The organism is Psychroflexus salarius (genome assembly GCF_900129035.1).
GTDB lineage: Bacteria > Bacteroidota > Bacteroidia > Flavobacteriales > Flavobacteriaceae > Psychroflexus > Psychroflexus salarius.
In genome coordinates, this window is record NZ_FQTW01000005.1 from 103,410 (window position 1) to 122,254 (window position 18,845).

15 protein-coding genes are annotated in these 18,845 nt (G+C 33.5%); 8 read left to right on the forward strand and 7 right to left on the reverse strand.

Translation table 11 applies throughout. The annotated features are described in order from the left end of the window. Window positions 1-57 precede the first annotated feature (57 nt). The 6 genes from BUB82_RS07635 (at window position 58) to BUB82_RS07660 (ending at window position 9,757) form a co-directional block, all read left to right on the forward strand. On the forward strand, window positions 58-4,779 hold the full coding sequence (locus BUB82_RS07635; RefSeq protein WP_073193022.1) for a fibronectin type III domain-containing protein: 4,722 nt from the start codon (window positions 58-60) through the stop codon (window positions 4,777-4,779). Between the two features lie 81 nt (window positions 4,780-4,860). Next, entirely contained in the window at window positions 4,861-5,862 is a 1,002-nt protein-coding gene (locus tag BUB82_RS07640) for a glycosyltransferase family 2 protein (protein ID WP_073193023.1), read from the forward strand. After that, a complete protein-coding gene (locus BUB82_RS07645) occupies window positions 5,859-6,803 on the forward strand; it encodes a CdaR family protein (RefSeq protein WP_073193024.1) in 945 nt (314 codons plus the stop codon). The genes BUB82_RS07640 and BUB82_RS07645 overlap by 4 nt, the downstream gene beginning before the upstream one ends. Further along, window positions 6,800-7,378: a dephospho-CoA kinase gene (gene coaE / locus BUB82_RS07650; protein WP_073193025.1), complete on the forward strand. Its 579-nt coding sequence runs from the start codon at window positions 6,800-6,802 to the stop codon at window positions 7,376-7,378. The genes BUB82_RS07645 and coaE overlap by 4 nt, the downstream gene beginning before the upstream one ends. 77 nt (window positions 7,379-7,455) lie before the next feature. Further along, window positions 7,456-9,030: a sensor histidine kinase gene (locus tag BUB82_RS07655; protein ID WP_073193026.1), complete on the forward strand. Its 1,575-nt coding sequence runs from the start codon at window positions 7,456-7,458 to the stop codon at window positions 9,028-9,030. A 4-nt stretch (window positions 9,031-9,034) separates the two neighbouring features. Further along, entirely contained in the window at window positions 9,035-9,757 is a 723-nt protein-coding gene (locus BUB82_RS07660; RefSeq protein WP_073193027.1) for a response regulator transcription factor, read from the forward strand. A 44-nt stretch (window positions 9,758-9,801) separates the two neighbouring features. Here the strand turns inward: BUB82_RS07660 and miaA are convergent, their stop codons facing one another. The 7 genes from miaA to BUB82_RS07695 are packed head-to-tail and all read right to left on the reverse strand — an operon-like array spanning window position 9,802 to window position 16,694. Continuing rightward, complete coding sequence (gene miaA / locus BUB82_RS07665) at window positions 9,802-10,719, reverse strand: tRNA (adenosine(37)-N6)-dimethylallyltransferase MiaA (RefSeq protein ID WP_073193028.1); 918 nt, start codon at window positions 10,717-10,719, stop codon at window positions 9,802-9,804. Continuing rightward, the gene (locus tag BUB82_RS07670; protein ID WP_073193029.1) at window positions 10,719-11,537 is read right to left on the reverse strand and encodes an ion transporter; all 819 of its coding nucleotides are present in this window, start codon (window positions 11,535-11,537) and stop codon (window positions 10,719-10,721) included. The genes miaA and BUB82_RS07670 overlap by 1 nt, the downstream gene beginning before the upstream one ends. A gap of 7 nt (window positions 11,538-11,544) precedes the next feature. Then, entirely contained in the window at window positions 11,545-12,909 is a 1,365-nt protein-coding gene (locus tag BUB82_RS07675; RefSeq protein ID WP_073193030.1) for an exonuclease domain-containing protein, read from the reverse strand. A 3-nt stretch (window positions 12,910-12,912) separates the two neighbouring features. Then, on the reverse strand, window positions 12,913-13,572 hold the full coding sequence (locus BUB82_RS07680) for a YggS family pyridoxal phosphate-dependent enzyme (RefSeq protein ID WP_073193031.1): 660 nt from the start codon (window positions 13,570-13,572) through the stop codon (window positions 12,913-12,915). Window positions 13,573-13,583: 11 nt separating this feature from the next. Next, entirely contained in the window at window positions 13,584-14,822 is a 1,239-nt protein-coding gene (locus tag BUB82_RS07685) for a DUF1015 domain-containing protein (RefSeq protein WP_073193032.1), read from the reverse strand. Further along, window positions 14,823-15,710, reverse strand: coding sequence for a 3-hydroxybutyryl-CoA dehydrogenase (locus tag BUB82_RS07690; RefSeq protein ID WP_073193033.1), 888 nt, complete (start codon window positions 15,708-15,710; stop codon window positions 14,823-14,825). Window positions 15,711-15,728: 18 nt separating this feature from the next. Continuing rightward, window positions 15,729-16,694 (reverse strand): Gfo/Idh/MocA family protein, encoded by a 966-nt coding sequence (locus BUB82_RS07695; RefSeq protein WP_073193034.1) that lies wholly within the window; start codon window positions 16,692-16,694, stop codon window positions 15,729-15,731. Between the two features lie 223 nt (window positions 16,695-16,917). Between BUB82_RS07695 and BUB82_RS07700 the strand changes: the two genes are divergently transcribed. Both BUB82_RS07700 and BUB82_RS07705 read left to right on the forward strand, forming a co-directional pair. Further along, the gene (locus BUB82_RS07700; protein WP_073193035.1) at window positions 16,918-17,559 is read left to right on the forward strand and encodes a protein-L-isoaspartate(D-aspartate) O-methyltransferase; all 642 of its coding nucleotides are present in this window, start codon (window positions 16,918-16,920) and stop codon (window positions 17,557-17,559) included. Beyond that, window positions 17,559-18,842: a T9SS type A sorting domain-containing protein gene (locus BUB82_RS07705; RefSeq protein WP_073193036.1), complete on the forward strand. Its 1,284-nt coding sequence runs from the start codon at window positions 17,559-17,561 to the stop codon at window positions 18,840-18,842. Before BUB82_RS07700 ends, BUB82_RS07705 begins: the two co-directional genes overlap by 1 nt. The last annotated feature ends 3 nt before the right edge of the window (window positions 18,843-18,845 follow it).

An 18,845-nucleotide genomic window follows, 5' to 3' on the forward strand; every position in this document is an offset into this window, starting at 1 on the left:
ACGAATAGTTAATTTTTATATATTCGTTAACTAATAAATATTTAAAATTTAACAATTATGAAAAGAATTACATTTTTGTTTGCTTTTTTGCTTGCTATTTCATGGCAAGGACAAGGGCAAATTCTAGTTTCTGAAAACTTCGATTCAGGAACGCCAACTGATTGGTCTGGTTCTTATGGAAATACAGTTACTGCTTCTTGTGCTGGGAACTCCGAACGCGATAATATTTATAGTTTTAGCGACACTGGAAATCTAACATCACCTAATTACGTTGGCGGTTCTAATGGGACAGATTTAGTGATTAGTTTTGACTACAAAATTGTTGAATACGATTTCTCAAATCCAACCACACCTCAAGGAGCTGGCTGGGGTACTGCAGAATTACAGTATTCAACTGATGATGGCACCAATTGGGTGACCATCTTAACAATTGATGATAGTAATCATACAGTCTCTGCAGATTGTGCTAATGTTACTGCAACTATTGATGCAGCTGATTTGCCAGCAGGAACAGATGTAAAATTACAAATAGCTAACACTTGGGCTGCTGGTGATTACTACTTTTATGTAGATAATTTTGCAGCAAACCAACAAGTTAACTGTGTATTGCCTGAAGCAACAGCTACTGTTGTTGAAGATTGTGCTAACGGTGAATTTTCAATTGATGTTGATGTAACTGATTTAGGTGATTCAGCAACTTTAAGTCTTACTAATGATGCAGGTGTTGCGAGTACTGATGTTACCGCAACAGGCGTAGTCACGGTTGGACCATTTCCAGCTGGTACACCAGTTAATTTAACTTTAGAGCATGAGTCTGACACCGATTGTAATGTTGATTTGGGATCGTTTGCAGACGCTTGTCCAGCAGTAAACGATGCTTGTACAGGAGCCATTGCTTTAACAATTACAACTGATGATACTCAGTTAACAAGTTTTATATCTGCTAATGCCACAGAAGAACCAATTGAGTTGGTCGATTGTGATGCTTTTGGTAATTATGGTGTATGGTATTCTTTTGTAGCGCCATCGTCAACATTAAAGTTTATCTCAGGTGCAAATGATCCTGGAATAACTATTTTTGAGGGACCTGATTGTGCTAACTTAACTGAATTGACTACAAATTGTTTAAACAATTTCGATGGTGATATTACAGGTTTAACAACAGGAAATACTTATTATGCCATGGTTTGGGATGATTCTCAAGAATCTACGCCTACAGATTTTGCTTTATATTATGAAACTTGTCCTGCGCCAACAGCTTTAGATGCAATTAATATTACAGATGAAGCAGCAGACTTAACTTGGACAGCTGGTAATGCTGAAACAGAATGGGAAGTTGTTTGGGGACCTGCAGGTTTTGATCCAGCAACTGAAGGAACGACAGTTTCAGATAACGATGGCACACTAGGTGTGAGTTTATCAGGTTTAGATGATGAAACATCATATGAATTTTACGTAACCGCTGTTTGTGGTGCTAATGATGAGAGTACGCAAACTGGTCCGTTTGAATTCACAACTGCATGTTCTGCTCTTACAGCGCCTTATGATACAGGTTTTGAAAGCTTCACGGTTTCTAGTTCTGCTTTTTCTAATGAAAATTGCTGGACAGCAACAAGTACAGCATATCTTTGGGAAGTTGCTGATGATACAGACACATCATCAGGTGGAACCGGACCAGCAGCTGGAGTGAGTGATGGTAATTATTTTTTTACTGAGGCTACATCTGGTAATGAAGGTGATGTGATTGATTTGGTTTCGCCATCAATTGATTTATCAACACTTAATACACCAGCACTTTATTTTGATTATCACATGTTTGGTGGTGATATGGGAACTTTAGAAGTGGTTGTAGATAACGGTACATCAACTTCAACAATATTTACATTGACCGGTCAGCAGCAAACTACTGAAGATGACCCATTTATTTCTCAAACAGTTGCTCTTGACGCTTATGCAGGAGAGACGGTTCAAATCATCTTTAGAGCCACTAGAGGTTCAGGTTTTGAAAGTGACATGGCTATCGATAATGTTGATGTAAACGAGGCACCTTCTTGTTTTCCAGCAACTGATTTAGCAATCAATACCATCACTGGAGATAGTGCAGAGCTTACTTTTACTGGAAATAATGGTGGTACTTCAGCGCATATTTGGGCGGTTTATGCTCAAGGTGCAGATGCCCAAAGTGAAGCGCCTTTATTTAATGGTCAAGCCTTAGCTGGAGAAACTTCAGCATCCATTACAGGTTTAGACCCTACCACAGCTTATGATGTTTATGTTTTAGCGAATTGTGGTGCAAGTCAAAGTTCTTTAGCCGGTCCAGTAACTTTTACAACAACTGCTGCTTGTGCTGCGCCAACTGAACTTACTATAAGCCAAGTTACGGCTTCTACAGCCGAGATTTCTTGGACAGCTTCAAATACAGAAGATTCTGGTTACGAGTGGGTTGTTATGGCTGATGGAGAAGATCCATTAGATGCCGCAAACACGCCAGCTGCTTCAGGAACTACCGCTGCTGGTGAAACTATGGCTTCTGTTACTGGTCTTTCAGATAATATGGCTTATGATGTTTATGTCCGTTCAGTTTGTAGTCCTGAACCAGACCCAAGTGAATATTTAGGTCCTGAGTCTTTTGTGACTGATTGTGTTGCATTTACACCAGATTACACAGAATCTTTCGACACATTTACACCAGATTGCTGGGAAGAAGCAGGAAGTGGTGACCCAACAACTGGTCCATCTGACTTAGGTTCTGGTTTATGGTCTGCTGACGGCTTTTTAAATAATGGTACTACAGGCGCTGCTCGTATTAATCTATGGACAGATAACAGAGAAGATTGGTTAATTTCACCAAGCTTTGATTTATCGGCTGGTGGTTATGAACTTGCTTACAGTGTAGGATTAACAGATTATAATAACTCAAATGCTCCAGAAGGCGCTGGTATGGGTTCTGATGATGAAGTTCAAGTTTTAATTACTGAAGATAATGGTGCTACTTGGACTGCACTTAGAACTTATAATCAGTCTGATTACCCTAGTGAAACAGGAGAGATTGAAATTTTTGATCTTTCAGCTTACACAGGAACGGTTAAGTTCGCGTTTTGGGCAACTGATGGTAGCGTAAATGATACTGAAGATTATGACTTCTTTATCGATGAGTTTAAAGTAAGAACACCATTAACATGTTCTGAAGTTACAGGTTTATCAGTTTCTAACATTACAAGTAATTCTGCTGAAATTAACTGGGATGACAATACAGATGCCACTGCTGGTTACAACTGGTATGTTTACGAATCTGGTGCTGATGTAACTACAGCTACAGAAATTGATTCAGGGTCAACAGCTGCTGGTGTAGCAACAGCTACGACAAGTTTATTAGAGCCTCTTACAAATTATGATGTTTATGTTGAAGGAAATTGTGATGCTAATGGCTTAAGTCCACTTGCTGGACCTGTAAGTATATTTACTCAAGGTCCTGGAAATTGTTCTTCAGTTGGCTCATATTCTTATGATAACAATGAATCTTCAGCTGATGCCTTAGGCTTTATTGCTGACACACCAGGTGACTATATTAGCTTAACATTTACGGCTGGTTCTACTGAATCTTGTTGTGATGACTGGTTTATTACTGATGCCGCTGATGGTACAGGTAATATAATTGCTACTGGAGCTGGTTCTATTGTAGGTACTTATGAGTCTCCTACTGGAGAGATTTCTTTCTATGTTGTATCGGATGGTTCAGTTACTGGAACAACTTTTGAATATGAAGTTGATTGTTATCCTGCACCTACGTGTGTTGCTCCAACTGATGTAGCGGTTGCAAATGTAACAACTACAACAGCTGATTTTTCATGGACAGATAATGTAGATGCAACTAATGGTTATATCTGGTATATTTTTGATGAAGGTGCAGATCCTGATACAGCAACACCGGTAGATACGGATGTATTGGCCGCTGGTACAGAATCTTTACCTTTAACTGGTTTAGATCCTAATATGCCATATGATTTCTATATCCAGTCTGACTGTGATACTGACGGACAAAGCGCATTAGAAGGACCTTTAAACTTTACAACTTTAGCGGTTCCTCCAGCTAATGATAATGTTTGCGATGCAATCGCTTTAACAGTTGGTGATGAAGGTGTTGCCGATGAATACACGAATGTTGGTGCAACAGTTGAAACTGACGAACCAGCTGGTGGTTGTTATGTTGGTGGTGCACAAAAAACCGTTTGGTTTACATTTGAAGCGCCAACTTCAGGTGATGTTACCATCTCCACAGATATTGGCGGTACTTTAACTGATACTGAAATAGCATTATATGCTGCACCAACAGATTGTGCTGACGCATCGACATTTGGTGCTCCAATAGATTGTGATCAAGATGGTGGTGATATTGTTGGTAATGGTTGGACATCAGTCATTTCTAACGACCAACTTACAGATGGAGAAACCTATTATGTTCAGGTAAGTGGTTATTCTAATGCTGATGGTACATTTGGCATTGAAGTGACTGATAATGCCACAACATCTAATACAGATTTCTTTAGCAGTGCTAACTTTAGCTACTATCCAAACCCAGTAGAAAACAACTTTACTATTGAGTCTAGAACTCAAGTTGATGAAGTTGTGGTTTATAACATGTTAGGTCAAGAAGTGAAGTCGCTTTCACCAAAATCTAATACGGTTGATATGAACTTCAATAATGTTCAAGCTGGTGTTTACTTAGTTAAAGCAACTATTGAAGGTCAAACACAAACATTTAGAATTATTAAGAAATAAAATTTTTATAAGTGTTTTTTATATAACCCGAGCCAATAGGCTCGGGTTTTTTTATGCTTAAAAGTGTAGTACCTTTGTAGCATGAGTAGAACTTATACGTTTGTAATACCTGTTTATAATCGGCCACAAGAGATTAGAGAACTATTAATGAGTTTTTTAGAACTTGAAGGCGTGTTTGATTTTGAAATTTTAATCATTGAAGATGGTTCAACCTTAACTTCAAAGTCGGTTGTTGAAGCGTTTATTACTCGGTTAAAAATTAGTTATCATTTTAAACCTAATTCTGGTCCAGGTGATTCTAGAAATTACGGTATGTCTATTTCAAAAGCTGACTACTTTATTATTCTTGATAGCGATGTAATTTTGCCTCCACACTATTTATTAGCTGTTGATGATGCTCTAAACACTCATCATTTTGATTGTTATGGAGGCCCAGATCAATCCCATAAGGACTTTTCAACGACACAAAAAGCAATTGATTTTTCAATGACTTCATTTTTAACAACAGGCGGCATTAGAGGTAACAAGCATAGCCAAACCTCATCTTATGAACCACGAAGTTTTAACATGGGAATATCTCGTAAGGCTTTTATAGCTTCAGGCGGTTTTGGTAAAATTCATCCTGGAGAAGATCCTGATTTATCAATTCGATTAAAAAATCTAGGCTTTAATTTAGGCTTTATTCCTGAGGCCTATGTTTATCATAAACGCCGTATTGATTTGAATAAGTTTTACAGCCAAGTTTCTAAATTTGGTCGGGTTAGGCCTATTTTAATGAAATGGCATCCCGAATGTTACAAAATTACTTTTCTTTTTCCTAGTTTATTCTGTTTAGGCTTATTGATTAGTTTTATGCTCATACCACTAAGTTTAAGTTTATTAGTCTTATATGGTATTTACTTTTTGCTTGTTTTTTTATCATCTTTGTTTAAATACCGCTCTTTTAATGTTGCCCTGTTGACTATATTTGCTGTTTTAGTTCAGTTTTTTGGTTATGGAATTGCCTTTGCAAAAAGTTATTTTAAAATTTTAATTCTAAAGCAAAACCCACAAAAGGTTTATCCAAATTTGTTTTTTAAATGAAACCGCCGATACTTAAACGTTTAACTCCCAAATTAGATCATAATAAAGCCTTTGTGTTTATATTGATTTCTACTGCAGCTATTTGGTTTGTTCTACAACTTTCAAAGACTTATACAACTCAACTTCAATTAAATTACAGCATAATTAATTTACCAAAAGAATATAAAATCGAGAAGGAACAAAAACTTTCAATTTACATTACTTCAAATGGACTAAATTTATTGTATTTAAATCTTTTCAATCCTGAAATTAATATTGACTATAGTGAGTTTACTAAATCTTATGATTTTATAAGTATAGATGAATCAGGTCTCAATAATTTAATTTCAACCCAACTAGAGCTTGATAAAAATCAAATAGAAGCGCATAACCTTCTTAAACTTGATTATTATAAATTGTTTTCAAAGCAAATAGAAGTTTTCCCAAATTTAGACTTAACATTTCAGCCCGGATTTGATACTATTCAAGATATACAGTACTCGCCGTCTCAAATTACAATTTACGGCAGAGAAGATGCTTTAAGTTCCATAGATTCAGTTTTCACTAATCCGATTACCCATAGAAATATAAAAGACAGTATTTCTTCGCAAATTGATCTCAATTTAGTTGAATTAGACTATGATGAAGTCAACACCAATGTTATTAATTATACTATTTTAGTTGATCGGTTTACTGAAAAAACAATTACATTACCAGTTGAAGTTATCAATCTACCTAGTGACACTAACATTAGTATTTATCCAAAACAACTTGAAGTTAGTTTTGAACTCCCATTATCTAAATATAATCAGGTTTCGGCTAAAAACTTTAAATTGATATGCGATTATAGTAGAGCAAAAATTAGTGATAATTATTTAATTCCTAAATTAGTGAAGTCGCCTAAGTTTATTAAATATGAGCGTTTACGAACCAAGCAAATTAGTTATTTGATAAAAGAATGAAAATAGTAGGATTAACTGGTGGAATTGGTAGTGGAAAAACCACTGTTGCTCATTTATTTAGTGAATTAGAAGTTCCTGTTTTTATAGCAGATAAAGTTGCTAAATCACTTTATAATCAAAAAGAAGTCATTAACCTTATCAAGCAGACTTTTGGAGAACATCTTTTTAAAGAAAACAAACTTGATAGACAGGCTTTGGCATCAATTGTTTTTAACGATTCGGTAAAACTTAAACAACTTAATGAAATTATTCATCCTCGTGTACATCATGAGTTTGAAAGTTGGCTTAAGCTGCAATCTTCAAGTTACGTTATTTACGAAGCTGCTATCATTTTTGAACATAATAGGCAAGATTTTTTCGATAAGACTATTTTAGTTACCGCACCAAAACAAATTAAAATTAACAGAGTGATGGCTCGCGATGGTGTAACCGAATCACAAGTCTTACAGCGTATGAGTAAACAATGGCCTGATGATAAAAAATCTCATTTAGCCGATTTTATCATAACTAACATAGATTTAGAAAAAACAATTTCACGTGTTCAAGAAATTGATAAAATTTTAAAAGATTTATAAATTTAGCCGTTAAATTAGCTTGTTAACATTTGGTTAAACGCAAAGATGCACAAATGTTAAAATCCTAATTTTGTTGCATGAATACACGGCTTTTTAAGTTTCTAATTGTTTTAATGAGCTTATCCCTTATCGGGATTATTTTTGTTCAAGGCTATTGGATTAAAAACACAGTTCAAAGTAATGAAGAACAATTTTCAATTGCAGCAAAGCAAATGCTTATTAATGTTGTAAAAGATTTAGAGTCTAATGAAATTGACAAGTATTATTTTGAATTAGCGAGTGTAGCCGATTCTACAAAACCTTTTAGAAAACAACTCAGTGAATTATTTCAAGTTAAAAAAGAAGACTACTCAAGTGAATATTTTGTTTATTCAAATAGCTTAGTTGAAGAAGAATATAAAATATCTTCTCAATTCTTATCAGACCAAAACGATTCCATTTTTTTTAAAAAAATAACTTCAAAAAAGCTTGCCACAAAAATTTCACGAGAAGATAATTTAGATCCGAATAGCTTAGGTCTTTCAGCTGAAGAGCGTTACCAACGTATTAACAGAATTGTTGATGCTGAAAAATATTTATTAATTGATGTAGTTAAAGAAATGGCCGCCGAATTGCCAATCCATAAACGTGTTGATACGACAGAAATTAGAACATTAATTGATGAGAATATTTCTAAATGGGACATTAAATCTGATTATGAATTTGGGATTTTTAGCAACGGTTTAAATACAAAAGTACGCTCAGCTGATTTCAAACTTAATTCTCCTTCAACCTACGGTATACCAGTGTTTGGTTATAAAGATAAAGCTTCTGATTATCAATTATTTGTAAATTTTGAAGATAAAAACCAGCAGATTCTATCTTCAATCGCCTTAATGGGAATACTTTCTATTCTATTTACTTTAGTGATTGTTTTAGCATTCTCTACAGCTATAAGTCAATTATTTAAGCAACGTCAGATTTCTCAAATTAAATCTGATTTCATCAATAATATGACGCACGAATTTAAAACGCCAATTGCAACCATCAATTTAGCTTTAGATTCGGTCAAAAACCCAAAAATTGCAGAGAATCCAGATGCTATTTCAAGGTATATGAATATGATTCGTGAAGAGAATAAGCGCATGCATGCCCAGGTTGAAAATGTATTGCGTATTTCTAAACTTGAAAAAAATGAGTTAGACATTAAAAAAGAAAAGCAATCTCTACACGAATTAATTCATAAAGCAATCAACCATGTCGATTTAATTGTTGAAAATAGAGAAGGTTATATTAAATCACATTTAGAAGCTAGTCAATATACAATCTTAGCAAACGAAACACACCTAACTAATGTTATTGTAAACATGTTAGATAATGCTATAAAATACTCACCAAAATCACCAAAAATTGATATTTATACCGAAGTGGTTAAACATTTTGTTGTTTTAAGTATCAAAGATCAGGGTTCAGGTATGAGTAAATCAACCCAGAAAAAAATCTTCCAAAAGTTCTATCGCGAACATACAGGAGATATTCACAATGTAAAAGGTCACGGACTTGGTTTAGCTTATGTTAAACAAATTGTTGAAGACCATCAAGGTGAAATATCTGTATACAGCGAAAAGGGGCAAGGAAGCACATTTACAATTAAATTACCTTTAATATCTTAAAATTATGGAAACTGAAAACAAAAAAATTCTATTAGTAGAAGATGATCCAAACTTTGGAATTGTCTTAAAAGATTATTTAACCATGAACGAATACGAAGTCACTCATGCTAAAAACGGTATGGAAGGCTTTGAAAAATTCAAAAAAGGAAACTTTGATTTATGCATTTTAGATGTTATGATGCCTTACAAAGATGGCTTTACTTTAGCTAAAGAAATCAGAAGTAAAAATGAAGATGTACCTATTATTTTCTTAACGGCCAAAGCCATGAAAGATGATGTTTTAAAAGGTTACAAAGTTGGTGCTGATGATTATTTAAATAAACCATTTGATAGCGAGGTTCTATTGATGAAAATTAAGGCAATCATGCAACGTAAAGCAACAGATAGTATTGCTGATAGTAAACAATTTGAATTTAAAATAGGAAACTTTCACTTAAATTCAAAGCTTAGGTTTTTAACTTATAAAGAAGAAGAGCCTATTAAACTGTCACCTAAAGAAAACGAACTTTTACGTTTGTTAGCTTTACATGAAAATGATTTAATGCCGAGAGAATTAGCATTGACCAAAATTTGGAGAGATGACAATTACTTCACGTCTAGAAGTATGGATGTTTACATTGCCAAATTAAGAAAATATATGAAAAAAGATGACACGGTAGAAATTTTAAATATTCACGGTGAAGGCTTTAGATTAGTGGTTAAAGGTGAAGATGGTAAGAACGCTTAATTAACTAATTTTCAGTTTCTGGGTTCTAAAATTCAAGGTGATTTTTATTCACCTTGAATTTTATCTTCAATAAAACTCAAAACTGTAGCTTTATTACATTGATAATCAAACCATTTAACGCGATTATCTTTTCTATACCATGTTAACTGGCGTTTTGCAAATCGTCTTGTGTTTCGTTTAATTAATCTAATGGCTTCATCTAAGTCAATCTTTTCTTCAAAATATTCAAACAATTCTTTGTAAGCAACTGTATTCAGGCTATTAAAATTTTTGTATTGATAAACAGACTTTGCCTCGGTTAGCAATCCATTTTCAATCATTTGGTCAACGCGTAAATTTATCCGGTTATAAATAATTTCTCGGCTTGCCGTCAAGCCAATTAAAATTGAATTAAATTCACGTTTATTTGTATTTTTGGCTAAATAATTAGAAAAAGCTTGACCAGAAGAACGAATCACACTCAAAGCCCTGACAACACGCTGCGTATTTTGAATATCTACTTGAGTATAATAATCAGGGTCTTTAGTCTTCAGTTCTAGTTGAAGTCTCTCAAGCCCATATTCATTCAGTTCATGTTCTAGATTTGATTTTATATTTGCTTCAACTTCAGGAAATTTATCTAAACCTTCATTTACAACTTTTTCGAATAGTCCGCTGCCACCAACCATAACAACCACATCATTTGTTTTAAATAACTCATTTAAAACTTCAATAGCATCTTTTTCAAAATCACCAACGCTATAAGCTGTTTTAACTGATATATGTTGAATAAAATGATGCTTAACTTCTTCTAATTCTTCTGCTGAAGGAACAGCAGTCCCAATCTTTAATTCTTTATAAAATTGGCGTGAATCTGAAGAAATGATCTCAGTTTTATAGGCCTTTGCAATTTCAATAGCCAGTTTAGTTTTGCCTATTCCTGTTGGGCCAACAATAGAAATAAGATATTTCGACTTTGACATTAATCCGTTGGTGTTTTGTTTAACGAATATCCGCAAGTTTGACAGAATTTTGCAGAGTCTTTATGTTCTTTTTCTCCACAGTTATAACAAGACTGTGTATTTTTTGATTGTTGCTTACTCTGAGTAGCATATTCAGAACTAACAATTCCTGTAGGAACTGCAATGACGCCATAACCTAAAATCATAATTAAAGTTGCAATAAATTGCCCAAGTGGTGTTACAGGATGTATATCACCAAAACCAACGGTGGTTAAGGTTACAATTGTCCAGTAAATACTTACAGGAATAGAAGTAAAGCCATGTTCAGGACCTTCAATTAAATACATTAATGTTCCTGTAATAAACGATATAATAATAACAGCATAGATAAAAATCATAATTTTAGGAAGACTCCTTTTAAGTGCAGTTGCCAAGTTATTGCTAGCACCTATGTATCTTGTTATCTTCAGAATTCTAAAAATTCTCAATAGCCGTAGAGCTCTTAATGTCATTAAAGCATAACTCGTCGAAAAAAAGAAAGTTAAGTATAAAGGTAATGTGGATAGTAAATCAACAATACCATAAAAACTAAAAATATATCTAAAAGGTTTTTTGATGCTAATAATCCTTAAAATATATTCTATTGAAAATATAATGGTAATTACCCATTCAGCGATGTAGAAGAAGTAATGATATTCATCGTAAATAGCCTGAACACTGTCTAACATTACAAATAAAATACTCAGACTTATTACAATGAGTAAGATTACGTCAAAAGCCTTACCTTTTGGCGTGTCTGCTTCATAAATTATTTCGTGTAACTTCTCTCTCCAATGCATTTCTTTACTATTCTAAAGGTTCTATTTTTACATGCTTACTTTTTTTTCGTAAATAAACTTGTAAAATATGCTTGGCATCTCGATCGCTTTTTAAAGGTGTAAGTAGTTCTTTTAGTATTTTAAATGATTTTTGGTAGTTAAGTTGAGTGAATGCATAACCCATTAATTCCCCTTTTTTAATAACAATTATTGATTTTTCATTGGGATTTTTACCACGATCAATGATGATAAAATTTTCTTTGCCTAAACTAAATTTCTTAATAAAATCTATAGCATTTCTGTTATAATCTTTAGGTGAAATCTTTTCGATGCAAGCACCTTCGCATGTTTTAATACCATAATTAAAACATGCACCATTTGTTTGTTCAAGTCCAGATAATTTAGGGCATAATTGAAACTTTTCAATTTGGCTAGCCATAAAATTCTTAGCTTGTCTAAGGTTTACAAAAGTGGTGATTAAGTCTTTTTGTTTAGTTGACTTATGTATACTAAAATTAATGTAGGCTTTGTGATCGATAAATTGATAAAGCCCGTAATTGAAAATATCTTTTTTTAGTGCTTTATTGTATTTTGGTTTAAGACTTTTTATGTTGTGATTTTCTTTAAGTAACGCAACGAGTTCATTACCTGTTAAGTCAAATGAGATTGAAGTGACTTCCTGCTGAATTTTACGAGATTTAGGACTTTGGTTTGTAAAGTGTTGTTGAACTCTTTTTTTTATGTTTTTACTTTTACCAATATAAATAATTTCTCCTTCATCATTATAAAAATAATAAACACCTGTTTTGTTGGGTAAGTTTTCGCTAAGCTTAATTAGTTTTTTAGATTTTTGTGTTTTTTTATGCGTATTTATTAAAGATGAAACTATTGTTTTGTTTTGGTCTTTTTCTAGTAAGAGTTCAAAAAGTTTTACAGTAGCCAAAGCATCACCACTTGCACGATGTCTATTAGTAATTGGTATGCCTAAGGTTTTGACTAATTTTCCTAAACTATAAGATTTTAAATTGGGCAAAAGTAACTCAGCAAGTTGTATAGTGCACAAAGTTTTACGATCAAATTGATAGCCTAGCCGATCAAACTCTAGCTGAAGCATTCTAAAATCAAATTTAGCATTATGCGCTACGATAACGCAATCTTCAGTTATTTCAATAATACGTTTGGCAATCTCGTAGAATTTAGGCGCATTTCGTAACATTTCATTATTAATGCCAGTGAGGCCAACCACAAAGGATTGAATTTTACGTTCAGGATTAACAAGGCTTATAAATTGATCGACAATTTCATGTCCATCATGTTTGTAGATAGCAATTTCAGTAATACCTTCTTCGTTGTATTTACCACCAGTAGATTCTATGTCTAAAATTGCGTACAAATTCTAATTATAATTACGTTCACCAAAAATTGAACTTCCGACTCTCACCATATTTGTACCGTGTTTAAGCGCAATTTGATAGTCGCCACTCATTCCCATTGATAAAATGTCAAAACTGTGAACAGGCTTTAGCTCATCATAAAGGGCTTTTAAAAATTTAAATTCACGATTAATTTGAGCTTCGTCATCAGTAAATGTAGCCATTCCCATGAGCCCTTTTACATTTACATTAGCCATATTTTTATAAGTGTCACTTTCAAGCAATTCAATGGCTTGATCTTTAGACATGCCGTACTTTGTATCTTCTTCGGCTATTTTAATTTGTAATAAACAGTCAATAACACGATCGTGTTCTTTAGCACGTTTATTCAATTCTTTTAATAGTTTGAGTTTATGAACCGCATGAACTAAGTCTACATAGCTTGCCATGTATTTTACCTTATTAGTTTGTACATGACCTATCATGTGCCATTTAATATCTTTTGGAAGCGACTCTTGTTTTTGGGTCATTTCCTGAATTTTATTTTCGCCAAATACACGTTGTCCAGCATTGTATGCTTCTAATAAATCACTTTCTGGTTTCGTTTTAGAAACGGCAACAAGGCAAACTTCTGTGCCAAGTTCATCTTGAAAGGATTTGATGTTTTGTTGAATTGAAGCCATAACTTATTTTTTTAAAATTCGTAAATACAAATACCACTTCTTAATTTTGGATCGATATAAGTTGTTTTTGGTGGCATAACCAAACCTTCATCTGCAATGGTTTTAATTTCGCTAACTGAAGTTGGGTACATACCAAACCCAACTGCATAGTCGCCTTGGTCAACTGCGCCCTTAACATAAGCCATATCTTTTTGGCCTTGTACGTAAGCAATACGCTTATCATTTCTTAAGTCTTTTATACCTAAAATTGGACTCAATATTGTTTTATATAAAACCTGTGCATCCAATTCGGAAAGCGCATCTGTAAATTCATACGCCTTTTTTCTAAGAATTAAAGAATAGAATTCACCTTCAAGATACATGCTAAATTCATGTTTAGTTGAAGGTTTAAAATAATCTTGCCCGCGATTTTCAATTTTATAATATTCATCTAAAGCAATTAAAAAACTTTCGGGGTCAAGATTATTTAGTGATGAAACTAAACGGTTAAATTCAAATATTTTAAGTTGATCTTCAGGAATTAAATAGCTCATAAAGTAATTATAAGCTTCGTTTCCTGTATGTTTTGAGTTGGCCTTTTCAAGATCTTGCTTTAACGCAATTGAAGAACTGCTTCTGTGGTGCCCATCGGCAATATAAAAGCAATCGGTTTGTTGACAAGCTTTCTGAATTGAATTGATATCATCCTCATTTGAAATTAACCATAAATAATGCGTTTCTCTTGAAGTTGTTGTAAATTCATATTCCGCTCGTTGTTCCATTAATTTCTGTGAAATTTGCTCAATGACCTCATTTTTTTGATAAGTCAGTAAAACAGGGTCAGCATTGAAGCGTACAGTTTTAAGGTAATCTTTAAAAACATTTACCTTTTCTGAAATAGTATCTTCGTGTTTTTTAATAACGCCTTGTTCATAATCTTCAACTGAAGCTGCGCCAACAATACCAATAAATTCGGTTTGATGCCTATAAACAATTTTATGTAAGTAAAAAAGCGGTTTTTTATCTTTTATAAAATTTCCGTCTTCTTTAAATTCTTCATATCTATTTTTTACCAAATTAAAGCGTTGTGGCCCTGAAATCTCTTTGTGATATTTATAGCCAGGGTTTACGATGTGTAAGAACGAGAAAGGATTATGGTCTAATCTTGCCTCACGTTCGGCTTTAGAATAGGTTTCATACGTACGTGAGGCAATTAAACCAACTTTATCTCGCGTTGGTCTTGAAGCTTTAAAAGGTTTAAAAACAGGCATTTAATTAAATTGACTAGATACAACTTCAGCTTTTTTAGATGTGCTATAATCATAAAAGCCTTCGCCAGATTTTACGCCTAGTTTTCCAGCTCTCACCATGTTAATGAGTAATGGGCAAGGTGCGTATTTTGGATTTTTAAAGCCATCATACATGACCTCTAATATTGAAAGACAAACATCAAGTCCAATAAAATCAGCTAATTGAAGTGGTCCCATTGGGTGTGCCATACCGAGTTTCATTACGGTGTCAATTTCTTTTACACCTGCAACATTGTTATATAAAGTTTCAACGGCTTCATTTAGCATTGGCATTAAAATGCGGTTGGCAACAAAACCTGGATAATCGTTAACTTCAGTTGGAACTTTTTTAAGTTTTTTTGCTATTTCAACTATGGTTTGATTAGTTTCATCACTGGTATTATAACCACGAATAATTTCAACTAATTTCATAATTGGTACTGGATTCATAAAATGCATTCCAATGACTTGTTTTGGTCTTTTTGTAACTGCAGCAATTTTTGTAATCGGAATTGAACTTGTATTGGTAGCTAAAATGGTATCATCTGGGCAAATTTCATCTAGTTGCTTAAATAAATCAAGTTTGATTGATTCGTTTTCAGTGGCAGCTTCAACTACTAATCCGGCATATTCTGCACCTTTGGCAAGATCTGTATAAAGCGTAATGTTGGCTAATGTTTCATTTTTATCACTTTCGCTGATTTTCTCTTTTGAAAGCATTCGGTCTAAATTTTTTGTAATGGTTGCAAGACCTTTATCTAGATTTTCTTGAGAAACATCTATTAAACTAACTTTATATCCAAATTGTGCAAATGTGTGTGCAATGCCGTTTCCCATAGAACCGGCGCCAATAACAGCTATGTTTTTCATATGTATTGTGTTTTAAGATTAATTATCAAATGCGTTTATAATTTGTTTAGCTACTCTTAGCGCTTCAGTGCCTTGTTCAAGACTAACAATAGGTGTTGTATTGTTATTAATAGCATCTGCAAAGGTTTCAAGTTCATCTAGAATAGCATTATTTTCATCGATTTCTGGGTTTTCAAAATAGATTTGTTTTTTTACACCTTCGGCATTTTGCAAAATCATATCGAAATCTCCAGGTTGCTTTGGTGCATCTTTCATGCGAACAACTTCTGTCTTTTTCTCTAAAAAATCTACCGAGACATAAGCATCCTTTTGAAAGAAGCGTGATTTGCGCATATTTTTAAGTGAAATGCGACTGGCTGTTAAGTTTGCAACGCAGCCGTTTTCAAATTGAATTCTGGCGTTTGCAATGTCTGGTGTATCAGAAATTACCGAAACTCCGCTGGCATTAATATGCTTAACAGGTGATTTAACAACGCTTAAAATGGCATCAATATCGTGTATCATTAAATCTAAAACAACAGGTACATCAGTTCCTCTTGGATTAAACTCAGCTAAACGGTGTGTTTCAATGAACATAGGATTATTAAAGCTTGGTAGAGCAGCTCTAAAAGCCGGATTAAAGCGTTCTACATGGCCAACTTGACCTTTAACTTGATGTTTTTTCGCTAAATCGATGAGTTGTTCAGCTTCAGCTACTGTATTTGTGATTGGTTTCTCGATAAAAATATGTTTACCAGCTTCAATACATTGTTTAGCCACATCAAAATGAGCTAAAGTTGGTGTCACAATATCAATTACATCAACTTCATGAATTAAGTTATTAAATGATTTAAAATTTTTATATCCAAATTCTTTAGATACGTTTTCAGCAGTTTCTTTATCAGGATCAAAAAAACCAACCAATTTATATTTTTTTGAAGCCTTTAATAATCGTAAATGAATTTTTCCTAAATGCCCAGAACCGAGCACACCAACCTTTAACATAAACTAAGTTTTATGACAAAAATAGCATTTCTTTTGAGATTTCTTGTTCTTATGAACACCGAATAGCGCATTTTAAGAAGGCTTTAATTAAAATCATGTTAGACCTTCATTAATCATCTTTATAAATCATTTTTGTAAATGTTTTTAAACCTTAGGAATGCCTTAAATTAATTTTATGATTGCAGATTCTTTTCTATTTTTACCAAACACTTAATACAATCTAGTGAAAGATAATTTTAGGCAACAAGGAAAGCGAAAACAGCTCGTAAAGCTATTAGAAGAAAAAGGAATAACCAATAAAAATGTACTTGAAGCCATAAATGTGATCCCACGACATTTGTTTATGGATAGTAGTTTTGAAGACCATGCTTATCAAGACAAAGCTTTCCCAATTGCTGCTGGACAAACCATTTCGCAGCCCTATACTGTTGCGTTTCAGTCAGAATTATTAAATATTAAACCAAATCAAAAAGTTTTAGAAATTGGCACAGGAAGTGGTTATCAAACAGCTGTTTTGTGCGAATTGGGTGCTAAAGTTTATACCATCGAGCGTCAACAAGAGTTATACAAAAAAACAAGTAAATTTTTAGCACAGTTAGGTTACCGACCTAAGTATATTAGTTTTGGCGATGGTTATAAGGGTTTACCAAATTATGCACCCTTTGATCAAATAATTGTAACAGCTGGTGCGCCTTTTATTCCAAAACCTTTACTAGCCCAGCTAAAAGTAGGCGGTAGGCTTGTGATTCCTGTTGGTGAAGATCCTCAAATTATGAACCGATTAACCAGAACTTCAGCAACGGCATTTGAAAAAGAAACTTTTGGTGAATTTAGATTTGTACCTTTACTAGAAAATAAAAGCTAATGCGTTTTCTTGTTTTAACATTATTATTAGTAATTAGTTTAGGCTGTTTTTCTCAAAGTTATGAGTCTTATCGTACTGGAAATCCTGAAAGTTTAGATGTAACACCAACTTTTGGCGTTTGCCTAATGGGTGGTGGTGCTGAAAATGATAATGCCATGCAATGGTTTCTAAACTTGGCTAATGGAGGTGATGTTTTAGTTTTACGCACAAGTGGTAGTGATGCTTATAATCCTTATTTTTATAATCAGTTAGGTGTCACTTTAAATTCAGTTGAGACTTTGGTAATTACAAGCAGTCAAGCCTCGCAAGAAGATTATGTTATTAATAGAATTAACCAAGCTGAAGCCATTTGGTTTGCTGGTGGCGATCAGTCTGATTACATTAATTTTTTTAAATCTAATGCCATCAACGTAGCACTTAATCATCATATAAATATTAAACAAGCTGCTATAGGTGGTACAAGTGCAGGAATGGCAATTTTAAGTGATTATTATTTCTCTGCAACTAATGGTACAGTTACATCTTTTGAGGCATTATTTAACCCATTTCATCCTAACATTAGCTTAGGTGAAAGTGATTTTTTAAATGTACCCCTATTAGAGGAAACAATTACAGATACGCATTTTGATAATCCTGACCGTAAAGGTCGCTTATCGGTCTTTATAGCTCGCTTATTAATGACTAATCCTAATACATCAGTTAAAGGAATTGCCGCTGAAGAGTTTACGGCCATTTGTATAGATCAAAATGCTATGGCTAAGGTTTACGGTGATTATCCTGAATTTGAAGATTACGCTTATTTTGTACAAACCAATTGTGAACTATCGCCAGCTGAAACTATTGAACAAAATGAGCCTATCACTTGGAGTATTAATCAGTCTGCGATAGATGTTATTAAAATTCCAGCAACACCTACAGGAACTTATCAATTTGACCTAAATGATTGGCAAACCTCTAATTGGTCAACTTGGGAGCATTGGTACATTAATAATGGAAACTTCAACTCTTCTGCATCATTGCCAAGAGATTGTACTCAACTTTTGGTTGATACTTCTACGGTAAATCAAGTTAAAGCTTATCCTAATCCTTTTTCAGAATTTGTACACGTTAATTTGCCAGTAAGACACAAAATTAAATCTGTTTATAATGCTTATGGACAAGCTGTTGATTTCATTTTTAAAAGTAAACAATTACGCCTGAAATCACAATCAAAAGGAGTTTACTACGTTTGTGTTGAATCTAACTCTGGTGAAATTAGCTATCTTAGTCTTATAAAACACTAACTT